Source organism: Enterobacter sp. LM3 (assembly GCF_046622475.1).
Classification (GTDB): domain Bacteria; phylum Pseudomonadota; class Gammaproteobacteria; order Enterobacterales; family Enterobacteriaceae; genus Enterobacter; species Enterobacter cloacae_P.
Map to the genome: position 1 here is coordinate 255600 of NZ_JBJURN010000001.1, position 20843 is coordinate 276442.

A 20843-nucleotide genomic window follows, 5' to 3' on the forward strand; every position below is an offset into this window, starting at 1 on the left:
CCCTTATTCACGATAGATCCCCGTACTGGGCTCATCACCCGCATAGCCCCAGGCACGGTACATACCTTCACTGTTAAACGGCAACGCCACGTTTCCTTCATGATCCACGGCAATTAACCCACCGACGCCGCCCAGCGCAGGCAACTTCTCCATCACCACACGTTCACAGGCCTCACTCAGGCTTAATCCGCCGTAATCCATCAGTGCGGTAATGTCATACGCCGCAAGGGTGCGAATAAAGACTTCGCCCGTCCCGGTACACGACACCGCCGCTGTGGCGTTGTTGGCGTAGCATCCTGCCCCCGGCAGTGGGCTATCACCTACCCGGCCCGGCAGTTTGTTGGTCATGCCGCCAGTCGAGGTGGCGGCCGCAAGGTTACCGGCTTTATCGAGCGCAACCGCCCCTACCGTGCCCATTTTGGTGGTCTCATCCAGCGGTGCAGTGTGGTCAAGCTGTGTCACACCCGCTGAACGAGCCTCCAGCAGTTGTTGATAACGCTCCGGGGTCGAAAAGAGATCGGGCGAGACCGCCTCCATCCCGTGTTCAAAGGCAAACTGTTCCGCTCCGGCTCCCGTCAACAGGACATGGGGACTCTCTTCCATCACCAGACGTGCCGCCAGAACGGGGTTACGCAGGTGGCTCACGCCAGCCACTGCCCCCGCTTTCAGAGTGATACCGTCCATCACACAGGCGTCCAGCTCATGGGTTTCATCGCGCGTAAACACGGAGCCGATCCCCGCATTAAACAGCGGACACTCTTCCAGCAGACGCACCGCCTCGGTGACCACATCCAGCGCGCTCTCGCCTGCCTCCAGCATCCGCTGGCCTGTTTCTACAATGGCGTAAAGCGCGTCGATATAGCATTTTTCCTGCTCAGGGCTGAGCTTTGCGCGGGTAATTGCCCCTGCACCACCATGAATTGCGATAACCGCATTAACCATTTCACATCACCGTTAGCCGACTTGCCGCTTTTGCTATAAATATCATTATCGTTGATGATTCTTCAGATAATTTTTGAATATAGAAAGACGCAACAACGATGTAAAGGGTACTCCAGGCGGGTCATACTGTTAGTGGCACTTTTCTGCCATAATGGACGCTTTCGTTGTTACTGTGCAGGAGCCACCTATGGATTTTACCGCCGGACTGATGCCGCTTGAAACGGCACTCACGCAAATGCTCAACCGAATCTCCCCGCTGCATGATCACGAGACGCTGCCGTTAGTGCGCTGTTTTGGTCGTATTGCCGCACGCGATATCGTCTCCCCGCTTAACGTGCCTGGGTTCGATAACGCCGCGATGGACGGCTACGCAGTGCGCCTGGCGGATATCCAGACGGGCCAGGCGCTGCCGGTAGCAGGTAAAGCGTTTGCGGGTCAACCGTTTAAGGGTGAATGGCCGGCTGGCACCTGCGTGCGCATCATGACCGGTGCCCCGGTTCCGGCGGGATGCGATGCCGTGGTGATGCAGGAAGAGACGGAACAAACCGACGGCGGCGTACATTTTACCGCCAGCGTCAAAGCGGGCCAGAACATCCGCCGTGTCGGGGAAGACATTACCCTCGGCGCAACGGTTTTTGCCGCCGGACAGAAGCTGACAGTGGCCGAGCTGCCGGTGCTGGCCTCGCTTGGCATCGCCGAAATCGACGTCATTCGTAAGGTACGTGTCGCCGTCTTCTCCACCGGTGACGAGCTTCAGCTGCCCGGCCAGCCGCTAAAAGAGGGGCAGATTTACGACACCAACCGCCTGGCGGTACATCTGATGCTGGAGCAGTTGGGTTGTGAAGTCATCAACCTTGGCATTATTCCCGACGACCCGGAAAAACTGCGCGCCGCGTTTATTGAAGCGGATAAATCCGCCGACGTGGTGATAAGCTCCGGCGGCGTCTCCGTGGGGGAAGCGGATTACACCAAAACCATGCTCGAAGAGTTGGGGGAGATAGCCTTCTGGAAGCTGGCCATCAAACCGGGCAAACCGTTCGCGTTTGGTAAGCTGGAGCACAGCTGGTTCTGTGGCCTGCCGGGTAACCCGGTCTCTGCGGCATTGACCTTCTACCAGCTGGTGCAGCCGCTGCTGGCGAAGCTTTCTGGCAGCAATGTGGCTCCACTTCCGGTGCGTCAGCGCGTGCGTGCGGCAACACGGCTTAAAAAATCACCGGGTCGTCTTGATTTCCAGCGTGGGATTTTGACACGCAACGCCGACGGCGAGCTGGAAGTGAGTACTACCGGCCATCAGGGCTCGCACATTTTCAGCTCCTTCAGTCAGGGAAACTGCTTTATCGTGCTGGAGCGCGAGCGCGGCAGCGTGGAAGCCGGCGAATGGGTTGAAGTGGAAAGCTTTAATCATCTGTTCGGAGGCTGACGATGGCGGCAGAGCTGAACGACCAGGAGATGATGCGTTATAACCGTCAGATTGTGCTGCGCGGTTTTGATTTCGAGGGTCAGGAAGCGCTCAGGGCGGCGCGGGTGCTGGTCGTCGGTCTGGGCGGTCTGGGCTGCGCAGCTGCGCAGTATCTGGCGGCTGCGGGCGTGGGTAGCATGACGCTGCTGGATTTCGATACCGTATCGGTATCAAACCTGCAGCGCCAGACGTTGCACAGCGACGCGACGGTGGGCCAGCCGAAAGTCAACTCTGCCCGGGCGGCACTGGCGCGTATCAACCCCAACGTTCAGTTTACCCTGATTGATGCCATGCTCGACGAGGAACCGCTGTTCGCACAGATTGCGCAGCATGACCTCGTGCTGGACTGCACCGATAACGTCACCATTCGTAACCAGCTCAACGCGGGCTGTTTCGCCCATAAAGTACCGCTGGTCTCCGGTGCGGCGATCCGCATGGAGGGGCAAATCAGTGTCTTCACGTACGCCGAAGGTGAACCCTGCTACCGCTGCCTGAGCCGCCTGTTTGGCGAAAACGCGCTGACCTGCGTGGAGGCGGGTGTGATGGCTCCGCTCGTCGGCGTGATTGGCTCACTGCAGGCGATGGAAGCAATCAAAGTGCTGGCGCACTACGGCACGCCAGCAGCAGGGAAAATCGTGATGTATGACGCGATGACCTGCCAGTTCCGCGAGATGAAGTTGATGCGTAACCCGGGGTGTGAGGTTTGCGGAGGTTAAAGCAAACGGCAACCTTCAGGTTGCCGTTTTAGTGTTTGCTCCCTCTCCCTGTGGGAGAGGGTCGGGAGTGAGGGCATCAGGCAGCATCCGTCAGATAGACGTCCGCCCAAACGCCCCCTGCCAGTCCTGCTCAAACTTCACAATCGCCGCATCCACTGCTGGTGACGTAATAAACTGCTGCGCCACGTCCAGCGGCAGCGTGATGGACTCACAACCCGCCAGCAGGCAATCCAGCGCCTGACGTGGGGTTTTGAAGCTCGCGGCCAGCACTTTTGACTGCGGGGCATGCAGCGTCAGCAGTTGTTGCAGCTCGATAACCGTCTGGATCCCGTCCCCACCCTGCGCATCTACGCGGTTAACGTAAGGCGCTACGTACTCTGCTCCCGCCAGCGCGGACAACATCCCCTGAGCAGCACCATACACCGCCGTACCCAGCGTCGGGATCCCTTCGGCTTTCAGCATCTTAATTGCCCCCAGCCCTTCCGCTGTCACCGGTACTTTCACGACCAGGTCATGAATAATTGCACGCAGTTTATGCGCATCATCCACCATCCCTTCGGCGGTGGTCGCCATCACCTGCGCGAACAGACGACCTTTACCACCCAGCGCGTCATGTAACTCTGGCAGCAGCACGTCGAGCGGTGTTTTACCCGCTGCCACGATGCTTGGGTTGGTGGTCACGCCCGCCAGTGGAAAGATACGTGCCAGCTTTCTCACTGCCGCAACATCGGATGTGTCGAGATAAAGTTCCATGATGTAACCCTCAAAATTAGCCTGCACTTACCCTATCACGGCAAAACCCGCTCAAGAGTTGACCCACATCAAGATAACTTTCATTCGAAAGTAATTTAATCTTCATATGCAAATAAGGGGCGAAAAAATGATCTTCAATATTCAGCGTTACTCCACTCACGATGGCCCAGGTATTCGTACCGTGGTGTTCCTGAAAGGTTGCTCGCTGGGCTGTCGCTGGTGTCAGAACCCGGAAAGCCGCTCCCGCACGCGGGATGTGCTGTTTGATGCACGTCTGTGCCTCGAAGGTTGTGACCTGTGCCAGCTGGCTGCCCCGGGCTGTATTGAACGAGCGCTGAACGGCCTGGTCATCCACCGGGAAAAACTGAGCGAAGAAACGCTCAACGCCCTCACTGACTGCTGTCCAACGCAGGCGCTTACCGTATGCGGTGAAGAGCAGCAGGTCGCAGACATTATGGCCACCGTACTACGTGACAAACCGTTTTACGATCGCAGTGGCGGTGGGATCACCCTTTCCGGTGGCGAACCGTTTATGAACCCGGAGCTGGCGCACGCCCTGTTTAAGGCCAGCCACGAAGAAGGGATCCACACTGCCGTCGAAACCTGCCTTCACGTACCGTGGCACTATATCGAACCCTCATTGCCTTATGTCGATCTGTTCCTGGCCGACCTGAAGCACGTCGATGGTGACACGTTCAAACAATGGACGGACGGCTCGGCAAAACGGATCCTGGATAACCTGAAACGCCTTACTGCCGCCGGGAAACAGATAACCATCCGCGTACCGCTGATCCAGGGCTTTAACGCTGATGAAGCTTCCATTACTGACATTATCAATTTCGCTGCCGACGAACTCAACGTCCACGATATTCATTTTCTGCCGTATCACACGCTGGGCATGAACAAATACACCCTGCTCGGCCAACCCTACTCTGCCCCTGACAAACCGCTGGATAACCCTGCACTACTGGACTTTGCACAGCAGTATGCCTGCCAGAAAGGGTTAACCGCGACCTTACGAGGATAAACTGATGACAACCCTGAATCTCAACACGCTAAGCGACCGTATTAAAGCGCACAAAACCGCCCTGGTGCATATCGTCAAGCCGCCGGTGTGTACCGAACGCGCACAGCACTACACCGAAATGTACCAGCAGCACATGGACAAGCCTGTTCCGGTACGCCGGGCCCTGGCACTGGCACATCACCTGGCAAAACGCACCATCTGGATCAAACACGATGAGCTGATCATCGGTAACCAGGCAAGCGAAGTGCGCGCCGCGCCGATCTTCCCGGAATATACCGTCTCCTGGATTGAGAAAGAGATCGACGATCTGGCGGACCGCCCGGGTGCAGGTTTTGCCGTAAGCGAAGAGAATAAACGCGTCCTGCACGAAGTCTGTCCGTGGTGGCGCGGCCAGACGGTGCAGGATCGCTGTTACGGGATGTTCACCGACGAACAGAAAGGCCTGCTGGAAACTGGCATTATCAAAGCCGAAGGCAACATGACCTCCGGCGATGCACACCTGGCCGTTAACTTCCCGCTGGTGCTGGAAAAAGGTCTCGACGGGATGCGCGCCAAAGTGGCAGAGCGCCGTTCCCGCATCAACCTGACCGTGCTGGAAGACCTCCACGGAGACCAGTTCCTGAAAGCGATCGATATCGTACTGGAAGCCGTAAGTCTGCATATCGCACGTTTTGCCGCACTGGCACGCGAAATGGCCTCCACCGAAACGCGTGAAAGCCGCCGTGATGAACTGCTGGCAATGGCAGAAAACTGCGACGTTATCGCCCATGAACCACCCAAAACGTTCTGGCAGGCGCTGCAGCTGTGCTACTTCATCCAGTTGATCCTGCAAATTGAATCCAACGGCCACTCCGTGTCGTTTGCCCGTATGGATCAGTATCTTTATCCGTACTACCGTCGTGACGTGGAGCTGAACCAGAACCTCGACCGCGAACACGCCATTGAACTGCTGCACAGCTGCTGGCTGAAGCTGCTCGAAGTGAACAAGATCCGCTCCGGTTCGCACTCCAAAGCCTCTGCGGGTAGTCCGCTGTATCAGAACGTGACTATCGGTGGTCAGAAACTGGTGAACGGTGAGCCAATGGATGCCGTGAACCCGCTCTCCTACGCTATCCTGGAGTCCTGCGGCCGTCTGCGCTCTACCCAGCCTAACCTGAGCGTGCGTTATCACGCCGGAATGAGTAATGACTTCCTCGACGCCTGCGTGCAGGTGATCCGCTGCGGCTTTGGTATGCCAGCATTTAACAACGATGAAATCGTGATCCCGGAGTTCATCAAGCTGGGCGTTGAGAAAGACGACGCCTACGACTATGCGGCGATTGGCTGTATCGAAACGGCGGTTGGCGGCAAGTGGGGCTATCGCTGCACCGGCATGAGCTTCATTAACTTTGCCCGCGTGATGCTGGCCGCGCTGGAAGGCGGCCGTGATGCCACCAGCGGCAACGTGTTCCTGCCGCAGGAGAAAGCGCTCTCCGCCGGTAACTTCAATAACTTCGGGGAAGTGATGGCGGCCTGGGACACCCAGATCCGCTACTACACCCGTAAATCCATTGAGATTGAATATGTGGTAGACACCATGCTGGAGGAGAACGTCCACGATATTCTCTGCTCGGCCCTGGTAGATGACTGCATCGAACGCGCGAAAAGCATCAAGCAAGGCGGCGCGAAGTACGACTGGGTCTCCGGCCTGCAGGTGGGGATCGCTAACCTCGGTAACAGCCTTGCCGCGGTGAAAAAGCTGGTGTTCGAACAGGGAACGATTGGTCAACAACAGCTGGCGGCTGCCCTGGCGGATGATTTCGACGGGCTGACCCACGAGCAGTTGCGCCAGCGTCTCATCAACGGCGCGCCGAAATACGGTAACGACGACGACAGCGTGGATATGCTGCTCACCCGTGCTTACGAAACCTATATCGAAGAGCTGAAGCAGTACCATAACCCACGCTACGGTCGTGGCCCGATTGGCGGTAACTACTATGCAGGTACCTCCTCCATCTCTGCGAACGTACCATTTGGTGCAGCAACGATGGCAACACCAGACGGACGTAAAGCACATACGCCGCTGGCTGAAGGGGCAAGCCCGGCCTCCGGTACTGACCACCTCGGCCCAACGGCGGTGATTGGCTCCGTAGGTAAACTGCCAACCGAAGCGATCCTCGGCGGCGTGCTGTTAAACCAGAAACTGAACCCATCAACGCTGGAAAACGACAGCGACCGCCAGAAGTTAATGGTGCTGCTGCGTACCTTCTTCGAGGTGCATAAAGGCTGGCATATTCAGTACAACATCGTTTCGCGGGAAACACTGCTGGAAGCGAAGAAACACCCTGACCAGTATCGTGACCTGGTGGTGCGCGTAGCGGGTTACTCGGCGTTCTTTACTGCCCTGTCGCCGGATGCGCAGGACGATATTATTGCGCGTACTGAACATACGCTTTAATTTGCATACACAAATCCCCGGCATACATCGCCGGGGATTTTTTAATTTTACACCTCTGATAATAAGATATTTCTTTCCGTCCCCACTACCATTTAATTTATTAGCCATTCCTTTTACGCTTAAATAAAAACCATTTCCTTCATTTAATTTGATTAATAACAAGTTAACACCTCAATTTTATCATTAGGCTTCTTCCTGATTAAACACCTCACTCAGGGAAGCAAATGAGCAACATTATTTATTTAACGCTTGAGGGTGATATTCAGGGAAAGATTTCAGCAGGCTGTGGTTCACAGGCCTCTGTTGGTAACCGCTATCAGCTGGGGCATGAAGATGAAATCTTTGTCTTCAGCCTGACGCAGGCGGTGGCTGGGGTTAATGGAGGTATCCATCATCACGCCCTGCAATTTTGCAAACTCCTGGATAAAAGCTCTCCATTACTCAATAACGCCATTAATAATAATGAACGTCTAAAACTGACGTTTGATATTTACCGTACTAATAAATACGGACACATGGAAAAGTTTTATCTTATCGAACTTCGCGGTGCAACACTACAGTCTGTTTATCAGACCGTCAAGATGAACAATATGCCCTACGAATATATATCGGTGAATTACGATTATATTCTGAGCCGGCATCTTATCGCTGGTACCGAGTTCGATTACCTGCTGACGCCGGAAAATTATCACCGCCTTTTCCCGGTGTCGCAGAAAATTCTCCTGCCCGAAGAGCCACCAGAGCGTAAGGTGACGCTGGTGCTAGGGATCTTCTTTGACGGCACGGGTAATAACGCGGTGAATACCCGGAACATGCTTGAGGCGCTTACGGCACAGTACTTTGATATCAATAGCCTGGATGCGGAAACCATTCTCGCCAGAAATGCATCGGAGAAAATGGGCATCAGCGGGATCGGAGCGGGTAGCTATCTGGGGTATTACACAAACATTCATTGGTTAAATGAATTGTATGAACAAAACTTTCTTCCAGACAGCAGCTACATCCAGGGTGCTATCTATGTCGAAGGAATAGGTACCCGGGCGGGGGAACCCGATAATCCGATAGGACTGGGTCTGGGCACTGCTGAGACCGGGATTATCGCAAAAACTGACGCTGCAGTGGTGCAGTTGGAAGCTGGGATAAAGAAAACGCTCTCCCAACAAAACGGTAAGTTTGCTGTCAAAAACCTGCTGTTTGATATCTTCGGCTTCAGCCGAGGTGCGGCGGCAGCACGGCACTTCGCCAACCGCATCCAGTCTGAAGAACGCGCTATCATCAATGCAATCTCGAACGGGATGAAAGAATATAATTATCGCGGCGCATCTGCAGGCAAAACCCGTTTTCTCGGCATCATGGACACCGTGGCGGCGGTCGGCACGCTGGCAAACGGTCTTAATCCGCATAGCGCCGATACGGGCAATGTCGACATCCGTCTGCGTCCGGGTGTTGCGGAAAAGGTATTCCATATCACCGCCCAGCACGAGTGCCGCTATAACTTCGCCCTTAACAGCGTTGCCCCCGCGTGGCCCGAGCTGGCACTCCCGGGTGCCCATTCCGATATCGGTGGTGGTTATCTGCCCCAGCTGCGGGAGAACCTCTTTCTCACTCGTCCTCAGGTGGAAACCCTGTCTCAAAACCAGCCGGGATCGCAATCGCACGTTTACCAGCAGGCGATGGCGCAGCTGCGCGTGCTGGAACATTCCCCAGCCATTATGCCCATTATTCGTACCAACGCCATCACCCCGGACGTATGGGAGGATGATTTCGCCCCGCCAGACAATCACAGTCAGCCTAAGAAACGCACCTTTGCCGCGCTGACGTTGCGCCATCGTACGGTGAGTTATGACTGGTCGAAGGTCGCGCTGCGGGTAATGGTCGATGCGGCAGTTGAAGCCGGAGCGTTATTTGCTGACCCAGACACCATTAAACAGCACACCTTACCTGATGAGCTGAGACCGTTCAGCGAACGCGTCCGCGTAATGGGAAAAGCGGCTCGTCAACATACAACCGTAACCGGTTTTACGCCTGAAGACGTCGATGCGATTGCTCAACACTATATCCACTGCTCGGCCCACTGGAACGCCGTAGAGCTCAGACAGAACGGAGAATTACAGGGCGGTGCATCAGCCAGCGAAGCCATCAGCTTTGTCAACCGGCCGGACGAGGGCTGGACAAGAACGATTTACAACATGGATGGAAACGAAAGATGAAAAAGCATTACCTACTGACTCTAATACTGCTCCTGGCATTGACTGGCTGTAGCCCTAAAAAGAGCCATCCGCTACAGTCCAAACAGGCCGCTAATGGTGATTGGGCACTTCCCTACGATTACTGGGATTTTTCTTTTATCACTCCTTATGAGCTTCCGGCGGAAGCTCTTCATGCCCGGGTGATAGACACGGATGGTTATCTGTATACCTTTAATACGCTCGACCCAACCTCTCCTGACTCCGAATCCGTGGATAAATGGACGGATGTCACCTTTGGCGGAAGCGTTAATTTCAACAAAGTCAAAAAACCCCCACAGTACATTGTCTTCTGCTGGGAGTCCTATATTGACCAACAAACCTACGAAACCAGCGCCGTTTTCGGCCCCGACACCTGGCTGCGTATGAAAACACCTGCCGATCATATCTGGAATAATGGAGACTTAGTCTGGTACAGCAGAATGGTGTTTGGCCTGTCTCCCGGTGGCAAGGTCAAAATCTGGTTTTCAGATGTTGCCGGACGCCCCAGTATTCCCGTCAAACCCCTGAAAATAAGAACCCGCTCCGGCAAGGATCTGACCCTCTGCAAAGACTATGTCGTGCCCGGCGGCACGTTCAACGTTATCCCGTCCACCCAGAATTTCATCAAAGGCAAAACCTACCCGTACGGGAACTGGGAGTAACAAACAGATAAAAATGCTGCCCCGGCAGCATAAAAAAGTTGCCGTATTCACGCCTGAAGAGCGGAACAAGAAGGGTTTACAACATGGATGGAAAAAAACGATGAAAAGACATAACGCAATGGCACTTGCGCTGCTGCTGGCATTGACTGGCTGTAGCCCTCAGAAACCCCAACCGTTACAGTCAAAGCAGGCCGCCAGCGGAGACTGGACGCTCCCTTACGGCGAGTGGAGCTTTTCCTTTGTCACCCCCAAATATTTGCCGGCAGCAACGACGCATGTACGCATAATTGATACGGATGGGTACCTTTATACCTTTAACACGCTCGATCAAACTTCCCGTGGTCCTGATTCTGTCGATAAATGGGCTTCAGCCGTTCATGGTTCCAGCGTCAACTTCAACAAAGTCAAAAAACCCCCGCAGTACATTGTCTTTTGCTGGGAGTCCTATATTGACCAACAAACCTACGAAACCAGCGCCGTTTTCGGCCCCGACACCTGGCTGCGCATGAAAACGCCAGCCGACCATACATACCGCTCCGGTGCCCCCGTCTGGTACGACAATCTTCTCTTCGGCCTGTCCCCCGGCGGTAAAGTCAACATCTGGTTCCCGGATGTTGCAGGACGCCCCAGCCTTCCCGTCAAACCACTGAAAATAAGGACCCGCGCCGGCAAGGATCTGACGCTCTGTAAAAACTATGTCGTGCCCGGCGGCACGTTCAACGTTATCCCGTCCACGCAGGATTTCATCAAAGGCAAAACCTACCCGTACGGGAACTGGGAGTAACAAACAGATAAAAATGCTGCCCCGGCAGCATAAAAAAGTTGCCGTATTCACGCCTGAAGAGCGGAACAAGAAGGGTTTACAACATGGATGGAAAAAAACGATGAAAAGACATAACGCAATGGCACTTGCGCTGCTGCTGGCATTGACTGGCTGTAGCCCTCAGAAACCCCAACCGTTACAGTCAAAGCAGGCCGCCAGCGGAGACTGGACGCTCCCTTACGGCGAGTGGAGCTTTTCTTTTATCACGCCCTATAAATTACCTGCAAAAGCGCTTCATGTGCGGGTAATCGACACCGATGGTTATCTTTATACCTTTAACACACTTGACTCGACTGATCGCGATCCAGATTCCGTAAACAAATGGTCAGATGTGACCTTTGGCGGAAGCGTTAATTTCAACAAAGTCAAAAAACCCCCGCAGTACATTGTCTTTTGCTGGGAATCCTATATTGACCAACAAACCTACGAAACCAGCGTCGTCTTCGGGCCGGAAACCTGGCTGCGGATGAAAACACCCGCCGATCATATCTGGAGTAATGGGGACTTAGTCTGGTACAACAATATGACCTTCGGTCTGTCCCCCGGCGGTAAAGTCAACATCTGGTTCCCGGATGTTGCAGGACGCTCCAGCCTTCCCGTCAAACCACTGAAAATAAGGACCCGCGCCGGCAAGGATCTGACGCTCTGTAAAAACTATGTCGTGCCCGGCGGCACGTTCAACGTTATCCCGTCCACGCAGGATTTCATCAAAGGCAAAACCTACCCGTACGGCAACTGGGATTAACAAACAGATAAAAATGTTGCCCCGGCAGCATAAAAAAGTTGCAGTATTCACGCCTGAAGAGCGGAACAAGAAGGGTTTACAACATGGATGGAAAAAAATGGTGAAAAGACATAACGCAATGGCACTTGCGCTGCTGCTGGCATTGACTGGCTGTAGCCCTCAGAAACCCCAACCGTTACAGTCAAAGCAGGCCGCCAGCGGAGACTGGACGCTGCCTACCGGGGAGTGGTTTTTTTTATTTATCACGCCCTCTGAGTTACCTTCAGAAGTACTGCATGCGCGCGTCATTGATACGGATGGCTACCTGTATACCTATAATACGCTTGATTCTACTTCTTCTGATCCCAACTCTGTTGACAGATGGCCGGAGTATGCTCATGGCTATGGTGGCCAGTTTAATAAAGCCAAAAAACCCCCACAGTACATTGTCTTCTGCTGGGAATCTTATATTGACCAACAAACCTACGAAACCAGCGCCGTTTTCGGCCCCGACACCTGGCTGCGGATGAAAACACCCGCCGATCATATTGGTCCTACCGGCAGAACAGTCTGGTACAACAGAATGGTTTTCGGCCTGTCCCCTGGTGGAAAAGTTAACGTCTGGTTGTCTGATGTTGCCGGACGCCCCAGCCTTCCCGTCAAACCACTGAAAATAAGAACCCGCGCCGGCAAGGATCTGACGCTCTGTAAAAACTATGTCGTGCCCGGCGGCACGTTCAACGTTATCCCGTCCACGCAGGATTTCATCAAAGGCAAAACCTACCCGTACGGCAACTGGGATTAACAAACAGATAAAAATGTTGCCCCGGCAGCATAAAAAAGTTGCAGTATTCACGCCTGAAGAGCGGAACAAGAAGGGTTTACAACATGGATGGAAAAAAATGGTGAAAAGACATAACGCAATGGCACTTGCGCTGCTGCTGGCATTGACTGGCTGTAGCCCTCAGAAACCCCAACCGTTACAGTCAAAGCAGGCCGCCAGCGGAGACTGGACGCTCCCTTACGGCGAGTGGAGCTTTTCCTTTGTCACCCCCAAATATTTGCCGGCAGCAACGACGCATGTACGCATAATTGATACGGATGGGTACCTTTATACCTTTAACACGCTCGATCAAACTTCCCGTGGTCCTGGTTCTGTCGATAAATGGGCTTCAGCCGTTCATGGCCCCAGCGTCAACTTCAACAAAGTCAAAAAACCCCTACAGTACATTGTCTTTTGCTGGGAATCCTATATTGACCAACAAACCTACGAAACCAGCGCCGTTTTCGGGCCGGAAACCTGGCTGCGCATGAAAACACCCGCCGACCATACATGGGACGAGGATACCGTCTGGTACGACAATATGACCTTCGGCCTGTCCCCCGGCGGTAAAGTCAACATCTGGTTCCCGGATGTTGCCGGACGCCCCAGCCTTCCCGTCAAACCCCTGAAAATAAGAACCCGCGCCGGCAAGGATCTGACGCTCTGTAAAAACTATGTCGTGCCCGGCGGCACGTTCAACGTTATCCCGTCCACCCAGGATTTCATCAAAGGCAAAACCTACCCGTACGGGAACTGGGATTAATAATACCCTTGCCTAACAGGCAACGACAAATACGGTAACCTCGGTTGCCGTTTTGCTTTTACTTTCGAATGAAATTAAATTTGTGCTCCCCGTCACCTTGTTATTAGAATGTTGCTGGTCGCAGTAATATTCAGGAGCGCAAAGTATGACCGTAAAAGTTATCGTCACCGATATGGACGGAACTTTCCTTGATGATGCCAAGCAGTACGATCGTGACCGCTTTCAGGCGCAGTTTGAACAACTTAAAGCCCGTCATATTGAATTCGTTGTCGCCAGCGGCAACCAGTATTACCAGCTCATCTCCTTCTTCCCGGAACTGAAAGATCAGATCTCCTTTGTGGCGGAAAACGGCGCTCTGGTGTTCGATCACGGTGAGCAGATTTTCCACGGTGAACTGACCCGCCATGAATCACAAATCGTCATTGGTGAGCTGCTGAAAGACAAAGGGCTTAATTTCGTGGCCTGCGGGCTGGAAAGCGCCTACGTCAGCGATAACGCCCCTGAAGCGTTCGTGGCGCTGATGTCGAAGCACTATCACCGTTTAAAACGCATCAGCAATTATCGTGACATTGACGACGTACTGTTCAAATTCTCCCTGAACCTGCCGGACAGCGATATCCCGAACCTTGTCGACAAACTGCATGTGTCGCTGGACGGTATTATGAAGCCCGTCACCAGCGGCTTTGGATTTGTGGATTTGATTATCCCGGGTCTGCACAAAGCTAACGGCATCAGCCGACTGCTGAAGCGCTGGAAGATATCGCCACTGGAGTGCGCAGGCATTGGTGACAGCGGTAACGATGCGGAAATGCTCAGGCTGGTGAAATATTCCTTCGCAATGGGCAACGCGGCGCAGAGCATAAAAGAAATCAGTCGCTACAGCACCGACGACAACAACCATCAGGGCGCGCTAAACGTTATTCAGGCCGTGCTCGACGACCACTCCCCGTTCGATGCCTGATTTCTTCTTCGCCGGAGCCACGCTCCGGCACTTCACTCTTTTTCCATCCTGTGTCACACGTCAAATTTTTAAACTTGCATTAACTTATTTTTAACTTAAAGTATCGTTTGTAGATATTTTTAGTTTCGAATGAAAGATGCGAGGTCGTTATGACGTTAACCTTTACCAGTGAAATTCTGCCTGCGGACCACAAAGCGGCGATCCGCCAGATGAAACGTGAGTTACGGGCACAGATCGGCGACGTACAAGCGGTATTCGATCAACTCAGCGATAAAATTGCGACCCGCGTGGCGGAAATTAATGCGCTGAAAAATAAAGGCGAACCTGTCTGGCCAGTGATCCCGTTTGCTGATGTGAAAAACGGTACCATCACTGCAGAACAGCGCGAGGCGGTGAAACGCCGTGGCTGTGCGGTCATCAAAGGTCACTTCCCGCGCGAGCAGGCGCTGGCGTGGGATAACGCGATGCTCGACTACCTCGCTCTCAACCAGTTTGATGACGTCTATAAAGGGCCTGGCGATAACTTCTTCGGCACCTTAATGGCGTCTCGCCCGGAGATTTACCCGATCTACTGGTCGCAGGCACAAATGCAGGCGCGCCAGAGTGAAGAAATGGCCCAGGTACAATCGTTCCTGAACCGTTTATGGACATTCGAGAGCAACGGCAAGCAGTGGTTCAACCCGGATGTCAGCGTGATTTACCCGGATCGTATCCGCCGCCGCCCACCGGGAACCACGTCGAAAGGGCTTGGCGCGCATACCGATTCCGGCGCGCTGGAGCGCTGGCTGCTTCCGGCTTACCAGCAGGTGTTTGCCCGCGTCTTTGACGGTAATGTGGACAAATACGATCCGTGGAATGCCGCACACCGCACTGAAGTGGAAGAGTACACCGTGGATAACACCACCAGGTGCTCCGTGTTCCGCACTTTCCAGGGCTGGACGGCGCTGTCGGATATGATCCCGGATCAAGGTCTGTTGCACGTGGTGCCGATCCCGGAAGCGATGGCGTACATTCTGCTGCGTCCGCTGCTGGACGATGTGCCGGAAGATGAATTGTGTGGTGTTGCACCGGGTCGCGTGCTGCCGATTTCCGAAAAATGGCACCCGCTGTTAATCGAAGCGTTAACCAGCATTCCGGCACTGGAAGCGGGTGATTCGGTGTGGTGGCACTGCGATGTGATTCACTCCGTCGCACCGGTTAAAGATCAACAGGGCTGGGGCAACGTGATGTACATTCCTGCTGCGCCAATGTGTGAGAAAAACCTCGCCTACGCGAAGAAGGTAAAAGTCGCGCTGGAAACCGGCGCATCACCGGGTGATTTCCCGCGTGAAGATTATGAAAAAACCTGGCAGGATCGCTTTACCGTGAACGATCTGAACATCCACGGCAAGCGCGCGCTGGGCATGGCTTAACTGTCATATAGCCCTTCCCGCTCGACGGCGGTGCGTCGTTTCCCCTGACGTATCCGCCGTACGGACTCCCGTACGGTCAGCGTGCCATTAAGCAACAGCGTCCCTACTGGCGCATCCGGGCGCATCAGCCTCTGCTGGAGCATATGTACCGCTTCGGTACCCAGTTCATCACGCGGAACATGTACCGCGGTAAGCTGAACATCCTGGATCGCCGCCAGGTTGAACCCATCAATACTCATCACCGAGACATCCTGCGGCACGCGCAGCCCCTGCTTTTGTAACGCGCTGATAATACCCGCCGCCATAAAATCGCCACCGGCCAAAAAGGCCGTCGGTAAATCTTTCCCCTGCTTTTGGCTGAGCCAGTCGCTGACCAGTTGCTCCGTTTCACGTGCGCTGAAGCTTGGCACCACCAGCAGATCGCGTTTGTCATTGAGCTTCAGGTTGTGAGACTGCCATGCATCGCGGATCCCCGACAGGCGTAGCTCCATCGTGTAACGCCGCAGGCAAAGTACGTTCATCACCTCGCGGTGCCCCATTTCAAACAGGTATTCCGCCGCCCGCTCGCCAATAGCACGGTGATCGGGCGTGACGGCAGGCAGGCGCATGCGTCGGTCGCGGCAGTTAATCAGCATGCACGGTTTACCGACATCGACCGCCAGATCGTGGATATGCGGATCGTCGATACCAAGAAGAATAGCGGCCTGGGTGTCCTGTTCGTTCATGCGTGCCAGAAACAGTTGTGCGTCGCTGTCATTCTCTTCCAGCGCGCAATAGCGAAGGCGAACCTCATGTGAAGCAAGGCCTTTACTCACGCTCTGGATCACACGGTAGTAAAAGATGTCAGACCGCTCGTCAAAAGCCCGCTGAGGTGCAAAGACCACCAGACTATTGAGCAGCAGCCGACCAGCCGCCAGACCATCCATCACCCCCAGCTCGCGCGCGCATGTCAGCACTTTACTGCGCGCTTTCTCACTGGTGTTGGCTTTACCTGCCAGCACGCGGGAAACGGTGCTGATGGACAACTGCGTGCGGGCGGCAATTTCGGTAATTTTTAGCCTTTTGTCCATTTTGTGATCTGGCTCCATTTGCGAAATGACAAAATTTTCATAGCGTAACCATCAGGCAATTACTGATGTCACAGGCATCATGCCAAATAGCCGGCATCAGTTATGAGAAAATTTTCACAAAATTCACTATTTCCCGCTCATTTTCTCCCTTAAGGTGAACTTGTCACACAACTTCCATACTAGTTGCATACCAATTTGAAGCATTAAAACCGATAACTATCAAAGCCATAAAAATCTGTGTGACACCTGAAACAATTATTCCTTACCGATCGTCTTGTGGAGAGAGAAATGAGTCAGGACATCAATAACACGACAGAGGCAAGCAAACCGCGCCGCATTATTAAAAACCTGCGCTGGTACGTGCTGGTGCTGTTTTTACTTGGCGTGACCGTTAACTACATCACCCGAAATTCATTAGGGATCCTTGCGCCAGAGCTGAAAGACAGCCTGGGGATCACTACCGAACAATACTCCTGGATCGTCGGCGCGTTCCAGATTGCCTACACCATTTTCCAGCCTCTGTGCGGCTGGCTGATTGACGTGATTGGCCTGAAGATTGGCTTCATGGTTTGCGCCGGGATCTGGGCACTGATGTGTATTTTCCATGCCGGAGCCGGAAGCTGGCTGCACCTCGCGATCCTGCGCTTCTTTATGGGTGCTTCAGAAGCTGCTGCCACACCAGCTAACGCTAAAACCATTGGTGAATGGTTCCCGAAATCAGAACGTCCTGTTGCGGCCGGCTGGGCAGGCGTGGGCTTCTCGGTGGGTGCGATGCTGGCACCGCCTATCATCTACTTCGCGCACGCTTCATTTGGCTGGCAGGGTGCGTTTATGTTTACCGGTGTGCTGGCGCTGCTGTGGGTGATCCTGTGGTGGGTGTTCTATCACAACCCGGAACAGCACCCGAATCTGGGTAAAGAAGAGCTGACCTTTATCAAGCAGGATAATGAACCACCCGCGGTAAAACTGCCCTTCCTGACTGCGCTGAAAACCGTCTCAAAGAACAAACGTTTTTACGGTATCGCCATCCCGGCCTTTATGGCGGAACCGGCCTGGGCGGTGCTGAGCTTCTGGGTACCGCTGTATCTGGCGAAAGAACACGGCATGGATCTGAAGCAAATTGCGATGTTTGCCTGGCTGCCGTTCCTCGCCGCCGACCTCGGCAGCGTGGCGAGTGGTTACCTCACCCGCCTGTATACCCGTCTCTTCGGTTGCACCCGCGTAAACTCCGTGGTGGCCAGCTCCGTAACCGGCGCATTTCTGATGATCTCTTTAGGCGTGGTCGCCATTACCCGCGACCCGTATATCACCATCGTGCTGATTTCTATCGGCGGTTTCGGGCACCAGATCATCTCCTGCATGTTGAGCGCCCTGGTCGTGGAGTCGTTTGATAAAGGCCAGATGGCAACCGTTAACGGCATGCGCGGCTCGGCGGCATGGATCGCCAGCTTCCTGTTCTCTCTTTTGATTGGTGTTACCGCCGACACAATCGGCTTTAACCCGCTCTTTATTGCCATGGGTTTCTTTGACCTGATTGGCGCTGTTTTCCTGGTGGCATTTATTGCTGAACGTCGCGCCAAGCGCGCCTGATAGTGGATGTATTGCATATGAAAACCCTGAAAAACTGGACCGTAGATAAACAATCGGCAAACCATCTGGAACTGCTGGTCGATAACCAGCACCGTCTGTGTCTGTATGTGCTGGAAGAGAATCTGTTCCGCGTGCTGATTAAACGCAAAGGTGAACTGGCGCTCGACCGCACCTGGAGCATCGCACCGGAGCAGGATGTGCCGTGGGAAGGCCGTCGTCGCGACGACCTGAGCGGCTTCACCTGCCCGGCCTGGACGATGACGCAACAGGACAACGTGTTGACAGTGGCAACCGAACAGCTGCGCGTCACCGTACATCAGCCGCTGTGGCTGGAGTGGCACTACCGCAACGACGCGGGTGAATGGCAGCCGCTGGTGAATGACCGTCCGACAAGCGCCTATCTGCTGAACGCCCACGGCGACGGCGTGGCGCATTATCTGAGCCGTCGTAAGGACGAGCGATTCTACGGTCTGGGTGAAAAAGCGGGCGATCTGCAGCGCAACGGTAAACGCTATGAGATGCGTAACCTCGATGCGATGGGCTATAACGCGGTCAGCACCGATCCGCTGTACAAACATATTCCGTTCACCATTACCCGTCGCGACGACGTGAGCTACGGCCTGTTCTACGACAACCTGAGCAGTTGCTGGCTGGATCTGGGTAACGAAATTGATAACTACCATACGGCGTATCGTCGCTGGCAGGCGGAAGCCGGCGATATTGATTACTATATGTTCACCGGGAAAAAGGTCCTGGATATCACCAAAGCCTTCGTTCGTCTGACCGGGAAAACGCTGTTCGGACCCAAATGGAGCCTGGGCTACAGCGGTTCAACCATGCACTATACCGATGCGCCGGACGCGCAAAACCAGCTGATGAACTTTATTCGTCTGTGTGAAGAGCACGCCATCCCGTGTGATTCGTTCCAGCTTTCCTCCGGCTATACCTCAATCAACGGCAAGCGCTACGTCTTTAACTGGAACTACGACAAAGTGCCGCAGCCGAAAGTGATGAGCCAGGCGTTCCACGATGCAGGGCTGCGGCTTGCCGCGAACATCAAACCGTGCCTGCTACAGGATCACCCGCGCTATAACGAGGTGGCAGAAAAAGGGTTGTTTATTCGCGATTCAGAAGCGAACTCACCAGAACGTTCCAGCTTCTGGGATGACGAAGGTTCTCACCTCGACTTTACCAACCCACAGACGGTTCAATGGTGGCAGGAAGGCGTGACCACTCAGTTGCTGGAGATGGGGATAGACTCCACCTGGAACGATAACAACGAATTTGAAGTGTGGGATGGAGAGGCCCGTTGCTTTGGTTTCGGCCAGGCAATCGCCATCAAACACATCCGGCCAGTCATGCCGCTGCTGATGATGCGTGCATCAATGGAAGCGCAGCAGCGCTTTGCCCCGGAAAAACGTCCGTACCTGATCTCCCGCTCCGGTTGCGCCGGGATGCAGCGCTACGTTCAGACCTGGAGCGGCGACAACCGTACCAACTGGGATACTTTGCGCTATAACACCCGTATGGGTGTAGGAATGAGCCTTTCAGGACTGTTTAACGTCGGTCATGATGTCGGTGGTTTCTCCGGTGATAAGCCTGATGCCGAGCTGTTCGTGCGCTGGGTACAGAACGGCGTGATGCATCCGCGCTTTACCATTCACTCGTGGAACGACGACCACACGGTGAACGAGCCGTGGATGTATCCGGGCGTCACACCAGCCATTCGCGGTGCGATTGAGCTGCGGTATCGTCTGCTGCCGTATCTCTACACCCTGCTCTGGCAGGCGCATGTCGACGATGAACCGATGCTGCGTCCGACCTTCCTTGACCACGAACACGATATTCAGACTTTTGAAGAGTGTGACGATTTCCTGCTCGGCCGCGACGTACTGGTCGCAAGCGTGGTGGAAGCCGGCCAGCGCGAGCGCCGCGTCTGGCTGCCGGATAACGAAACCGGCTGGTACGATTTTTACACCCACGAGTGGTTCTCCGGCGGCCAGTGGATTGTTCGTGACGCCCCGCTGGAAAAATTGCCGCTGCTGGTCCGCGCCGGTGCGGGTCTGCCGCTCAGCGAACGTATCACCCATGTGAGCGCTGAAAAAGATGATACCCGCGAGCTGAAATTGTTCCCGGTGAGCGGTGTCGGCTCCACATCCGGCTTGCTGTTTGAAGACGACGGTGAAAGCTGGGGCTACCAGAAAGGGAATGCACTGTGGGTCGAGTGGGAAATGGAATGCAATGCCACGACCATTAACCTGAAGGTGAAATCACGCGGGGATTATCGTCCGGCGTGGAAGGCACTGAAGGTATCGTTACCGGCGGGGGAAAAGCGCAAGCTGCTGGTGAACGGTGAAGAAAGGTGTGATTGGGTGGTGTAGTGCGGCCTGATGCCCTCACCCTGACCCTCTCCCACAGGGAGAGGGAACAGAACGTAGGCCCGGTAAGCGTAG

Annotated in this window: 17 protein-coding genes; 14 read left to right on the forward strand and 3 right to left on the reverse strand. The window is 54.4% G+C overall.

All coding sequences use genetic code 11. The annotated features are described in order from the left end of the window. Positions 1–3 precede the first annotated feature (3 nt). Positions 4–942 carry a beta-aspartyl-peptidase gene (iaaA, locus tag ACJ9N4_RS01175; protein ID WP_182919672.1) on the reverse strand — a complete coding sequence of 313 codons (939 nt, stop codon included), beginning with the start codon at positions 940–942 and terminating at the stop codon, positions 4–6. Positions 943–1129: 187 nt separating this feature from the next. Here iaaA and moeA point away from each other — a divergent pair, with 187 nt between their 5' ends. Together moeA and moeB are read left to right on the forward strand one after the other, a co-directional pair. Continuing rightward, on the forward strand, positions 1130–2362 hold the full coding sequence (moeA, locus tag ACJ9N4_RS01180) for a molybdopterin molybdotransferase MoeA (protein WP_182274251.1): 1233 nt from the start codon (positions 1130–1132) through the stop codon (positions 2360–2362). 2 nt (positions 2363–2364) lie between these two features. Further along, on the forward strand, positions 2365–3117 hold the full coding sequence (gene moeB, locus ACJ9N4_RS01185) for a molybdopterin-synthase adenylyltransferase MoeB (protein ID WP_182274250.1): 753 nt from the start codon (positions 2365–2367) through the stop codon (positions 3115–3117). 90 nt (positions 3118–3207) lie between these two features. Here moeB and fsa read toward each other — a convergent pair whose 3' ends face one another. Beyond that, positions 3208–3870: a fructose-6-phosphate aldolase gene (fsa, locus tag ACJ9N4_RS01190; protein ID WP_182274249.1), complete on the reverse strand. Its 663-nt coding sequence runs from the start codon at positions 3868–3870 to the stop codon at positions 3208–3210. A 127-nt stretch (positions 3871–3997) separates the two neighbouring features. Here fsa and ACJ9N4_RS01195 point away from each other — a divergent pair, with 127 nt between their 5' ends. The 10 genes from ACJ9N4_RS01195 (at position 3998) to ACJ9N4_RS01240 (ending at position 15730) form a co-directional block, all read left to right on the forward strand. Beyond that, positions 3998–4897: a glycyl-radical enzyme activating protein gene (locus ACJ9N4_RS01195; protein ID WP_182919671.1), complete on the forward strand. Its 900-nt coding sequence runs from the start codon at positions 3998–4000 to the stop codon at positions 4895–4897. 4 nt (positions 4898–4901) lie between these two features. Then, positions 4902–7334, forward strand: a complete 2433-nt coding sequence (locus ACJ9N4_RS01200; RefSeq protein ID WP_182919670.1) for a formate C-acetyltransferase/glycerol dehydratase family glycyl radical enzyme — start codon at positions 4902–4904, stop codon at positions 7332–7334. Positions 7335–7558: 224 nt separating this feature from the next. Continuing rightward, positions 7559–9544, forward strand: a complete 1986-nt coding sequence (tssD, locus tag ACJ9N4_RS01205) for a type VI secretion system tube protein TssD (RefSeq protein WP_182919669.1) — start codon at positions 7559–7561, stop codon at positions 9542–9544. Then, on the forward strand, positions 9541–10224 hold the full coding sequence (locus tag ACJ9N4_RS01210; RefSeq protein WP_182919668.1) for a DUF2931 family protein: 684 nt from the start codon (positions 9541–9543) through the stop codon (positions 10222–10224). The genes tssD and ACJ9N4_RS01210 overlap by 4 nt, the downstream gene beginning before the upstream one ends. Before the next feature lie 100 nt (positions 10225–10324). After that, positions 10325–11008, forward strand: coding sequence for a DUF2931 family protein (locus ACJ9N4_RS01215; RefSeq protein ID WP_411500196.1), 684 nt, complete (start codon positions 10325–10327; stop codon positions 11006–11008). 100 nt (positions 11009–11108) lie between these two features. Continuing rightward, positions 11109–11792 carry a DUF2931 family protein gene (locus ACJ9N4_RS01220; protein ID WP_411500197.1) on the forward strand — a complete coding sequence of 228 codons (684 nt, stop codon included), beginning with the start codon at positions 11109–11111 and terminating at the stop codon, positions 11790–11792. A gap of 97 nt (positions 11793–11889) precedes the next feature. Beyond that, complete coding sequence (locus ACJ9N4_RS01225; protein WP_411500198.1) at positions 11890–12576, forward strand: DUF2931 family protein; 687 nt, start codon at positions 11890–11892, stop codon at positions 12574–12576. A gap of 97 nt (positions 12577–12673) precedes the next feature. Then, positions 12674–13357, forward strand: coding sequence for a DUF2931 family protein (locus ACJ9N4_RS01230; RefSeq protein WP_411500199.1), 684 nt, complete (start codon positions 12674–12676; stop codon positions 13355–13357). A 145-nt stretch (positions 13358–13502) separates the two neighbouring features. After that, positions 13503–14318, forward strand: coding sequence for a Cof-type HAD-IIB family hydrolase (locus ACJ9N4_RS01235; protein ID WP_182919664.1), 816 nt, complete (start codon positions 13503–13505; stop codon positions 14316–14318). A 149-nt stretch (positions 14319–14467) separates the two neighbouring features. Continuing rightward, complete coding sequence (locus ACJ9N4_RS01240; protein ID WP_182919663.1) at positions 14468–15730, forward strand: DUF1479 domain-containing protein; 1263 nt, start codon at positions 14468–14470, stop codon at positions 15728–15730. Here the strand turns inward: ACJ9N4_RS01240 and ACJ9N4_RS01245 are convergent. Beyond that, positions 15727–16800, reverse strand: coding sequence for a LacI family DNA-binding transcriptional regulator (locus ACJ9N4_RS01245; RefSeq protein WP_182274241.1), 1074 nt, complete (start codon positions 16798–16800; stop codon positions 15727–15729). The two genes, ACJ9N4_RS01240 and ACJ9N4_RS01245, sit on opposite strands and share 4 nt — an antisense overlap. A 288-nt stretch (positions 16801–17088) precedes the next feature. Here ACJ9N4_RS01245 and ACJ9N4_RS01250 point away from each other — a divergent pair, with 288 nt between their 5' ends. After that, positions 17089–18390 carry an MFS transporter gene (locus ACJ9N4_RS01250; protein WP_182919662.1) on the forward strand — a complete coding sequence of 434 codons (1302 nt, stop codon included), beginning with the start codon at positions 17089–17091 and terminating at the stop codon, positions 18388–18390. A gap of 17 nt (positions 18391–18407) precedes the next feature. Then, positions 18408–20771: a TIM-barrel domain-containing protein gene (locus ACJ9N4_RS01255; RefSeq protein WP_182919661.1), complete on the forward strand. Its 2364-nt coding sequence runs from the start codon at positions 18408–18410 to the stop codon at positions 20769–20771. Positions 20772–20843 lie beyond the last annotated feature (72 nt).

Excerpts from the sequence above, each read along its gene's own strand:
- moeA (WP_182274251.1), top strand. The coding sequence starts at position 1,130 with ATGGATTTTACCGCCGGACTGATGCCGCTTGAAACGGCACTCACGCAA.
- ACJ9N4_RS01200 (WP_182919670.1), top strand. The coding sequence starts at position 4,902 with ATGACAACCCTGAATCTCAACACGCTAAGCGACCGTATTAAAGCGCAC.
- ACJ9N4_RS01240 (WP_182919663.1), top strand. The coding sequence starts at position 14,468 with ATGACGTTAACCTTTACCAGTGAAATTCTGCCTGCGGACCACAAAGCG.
- ACJ9N4_RS01225 (WP_411500198.1), top strand. The coding sequence starts at position 11,890 with ATGGTGAAAAGACATAACGCAATGGCACTTGCGCTGCTGCTGGCATTG.
- ACJ9N4_RS01250 (WP_182919662.1), top strand. The coding sequence starts at position 17,089 with ATGAGTCAGGACATCAATAACACGACAGAGGCAAGCAAACCGCGCCGC.
- ACJ9N4_RS01235 (WP_182919664.1), top strand. The coding sequence starts at position 13,503 with ATGACCGTAAAAGTTATCGTCACCGATATGGACGGAACTTTCCTTGAT.
- moeB (WP_182274250.1), top strand. The coding sequence starts at position 2,365 with ATGGCGGCAGAGCTGAACGACCAGGAGATGATGCGTTATAACCGTCAG.
- ACJ9N4_RS01255 (WP_182919661.1), top strand. The coding sequence starts at position 18,408 with ATGAAAACCCTGAAAAACTGGACCGTAGATAAACAATCGGCAAACCAT.
- ACJ9N4_RS01230 (WP_411500199.1), top strand. The coding sequence starts at position 12,674 with ATGGTGAAAAGACATAACGCAATGGCACTTGCGCTGCTGCTGGCATTG.
- ACJ9N4_RS01215 (WP_411500196.1), top strand. The coding sequence starts at position 10,325 with ATGAAAAGACATAACGCAATGGCACTTGCGCTGCTGCTGGCATTGACT.
- fsa (WP_182274249.1), bottom strand. The coding sequence starts at position 3,870 with ATGGAACTTTATCTCGACACATCCGATGTTGCGGCAGTGAGAAAGCTG.
- ACJ9N4_RS01245 (WP_182274241.1), bottom strand. The coding sequence starts at position 16,800 with ATGGACAAAAGGCTAAAAATTACCGAAATTGCCGCCCGCACGCAGTTG.
- ACJ9N4_RS01220 (WP_411500197.1), top strand. The coding sequence starts at position 11,109 with ATGAAAAGACATAACGCAATGGCACTTGCGCTGCTGCTGGCATTGACT.
- ACJ9N4_RS01195 (WP_182919671.1), top strand. The coding sequence starts at position 3,998 with ATGATCTTCAATATTCAGCGTTACTCCACTCACGATGGCCCAGGTATT.
- ACJ9N4_RS01210 (WP_182919668.1), top strand. The coding sequence starts at position 9,541 with ATGAAAAAGCATTACCTACTGACTCTAATACTGCTCCTGGCATTGACT.
- iaaA (WP_182919672.1), bottom strand. The coding sequence starts at position 942 with ATGGTTAATGCGGTTATCGCAATTCATGGTGGTGCAGGGGCAATTACC.
- tssD (WP_182919669.1), top strand. The coding sequence starts at position 7,559 with ATGAGCAACATTATTTATTTAACGCTTGAGGGTGATATTCAGGGAAAG.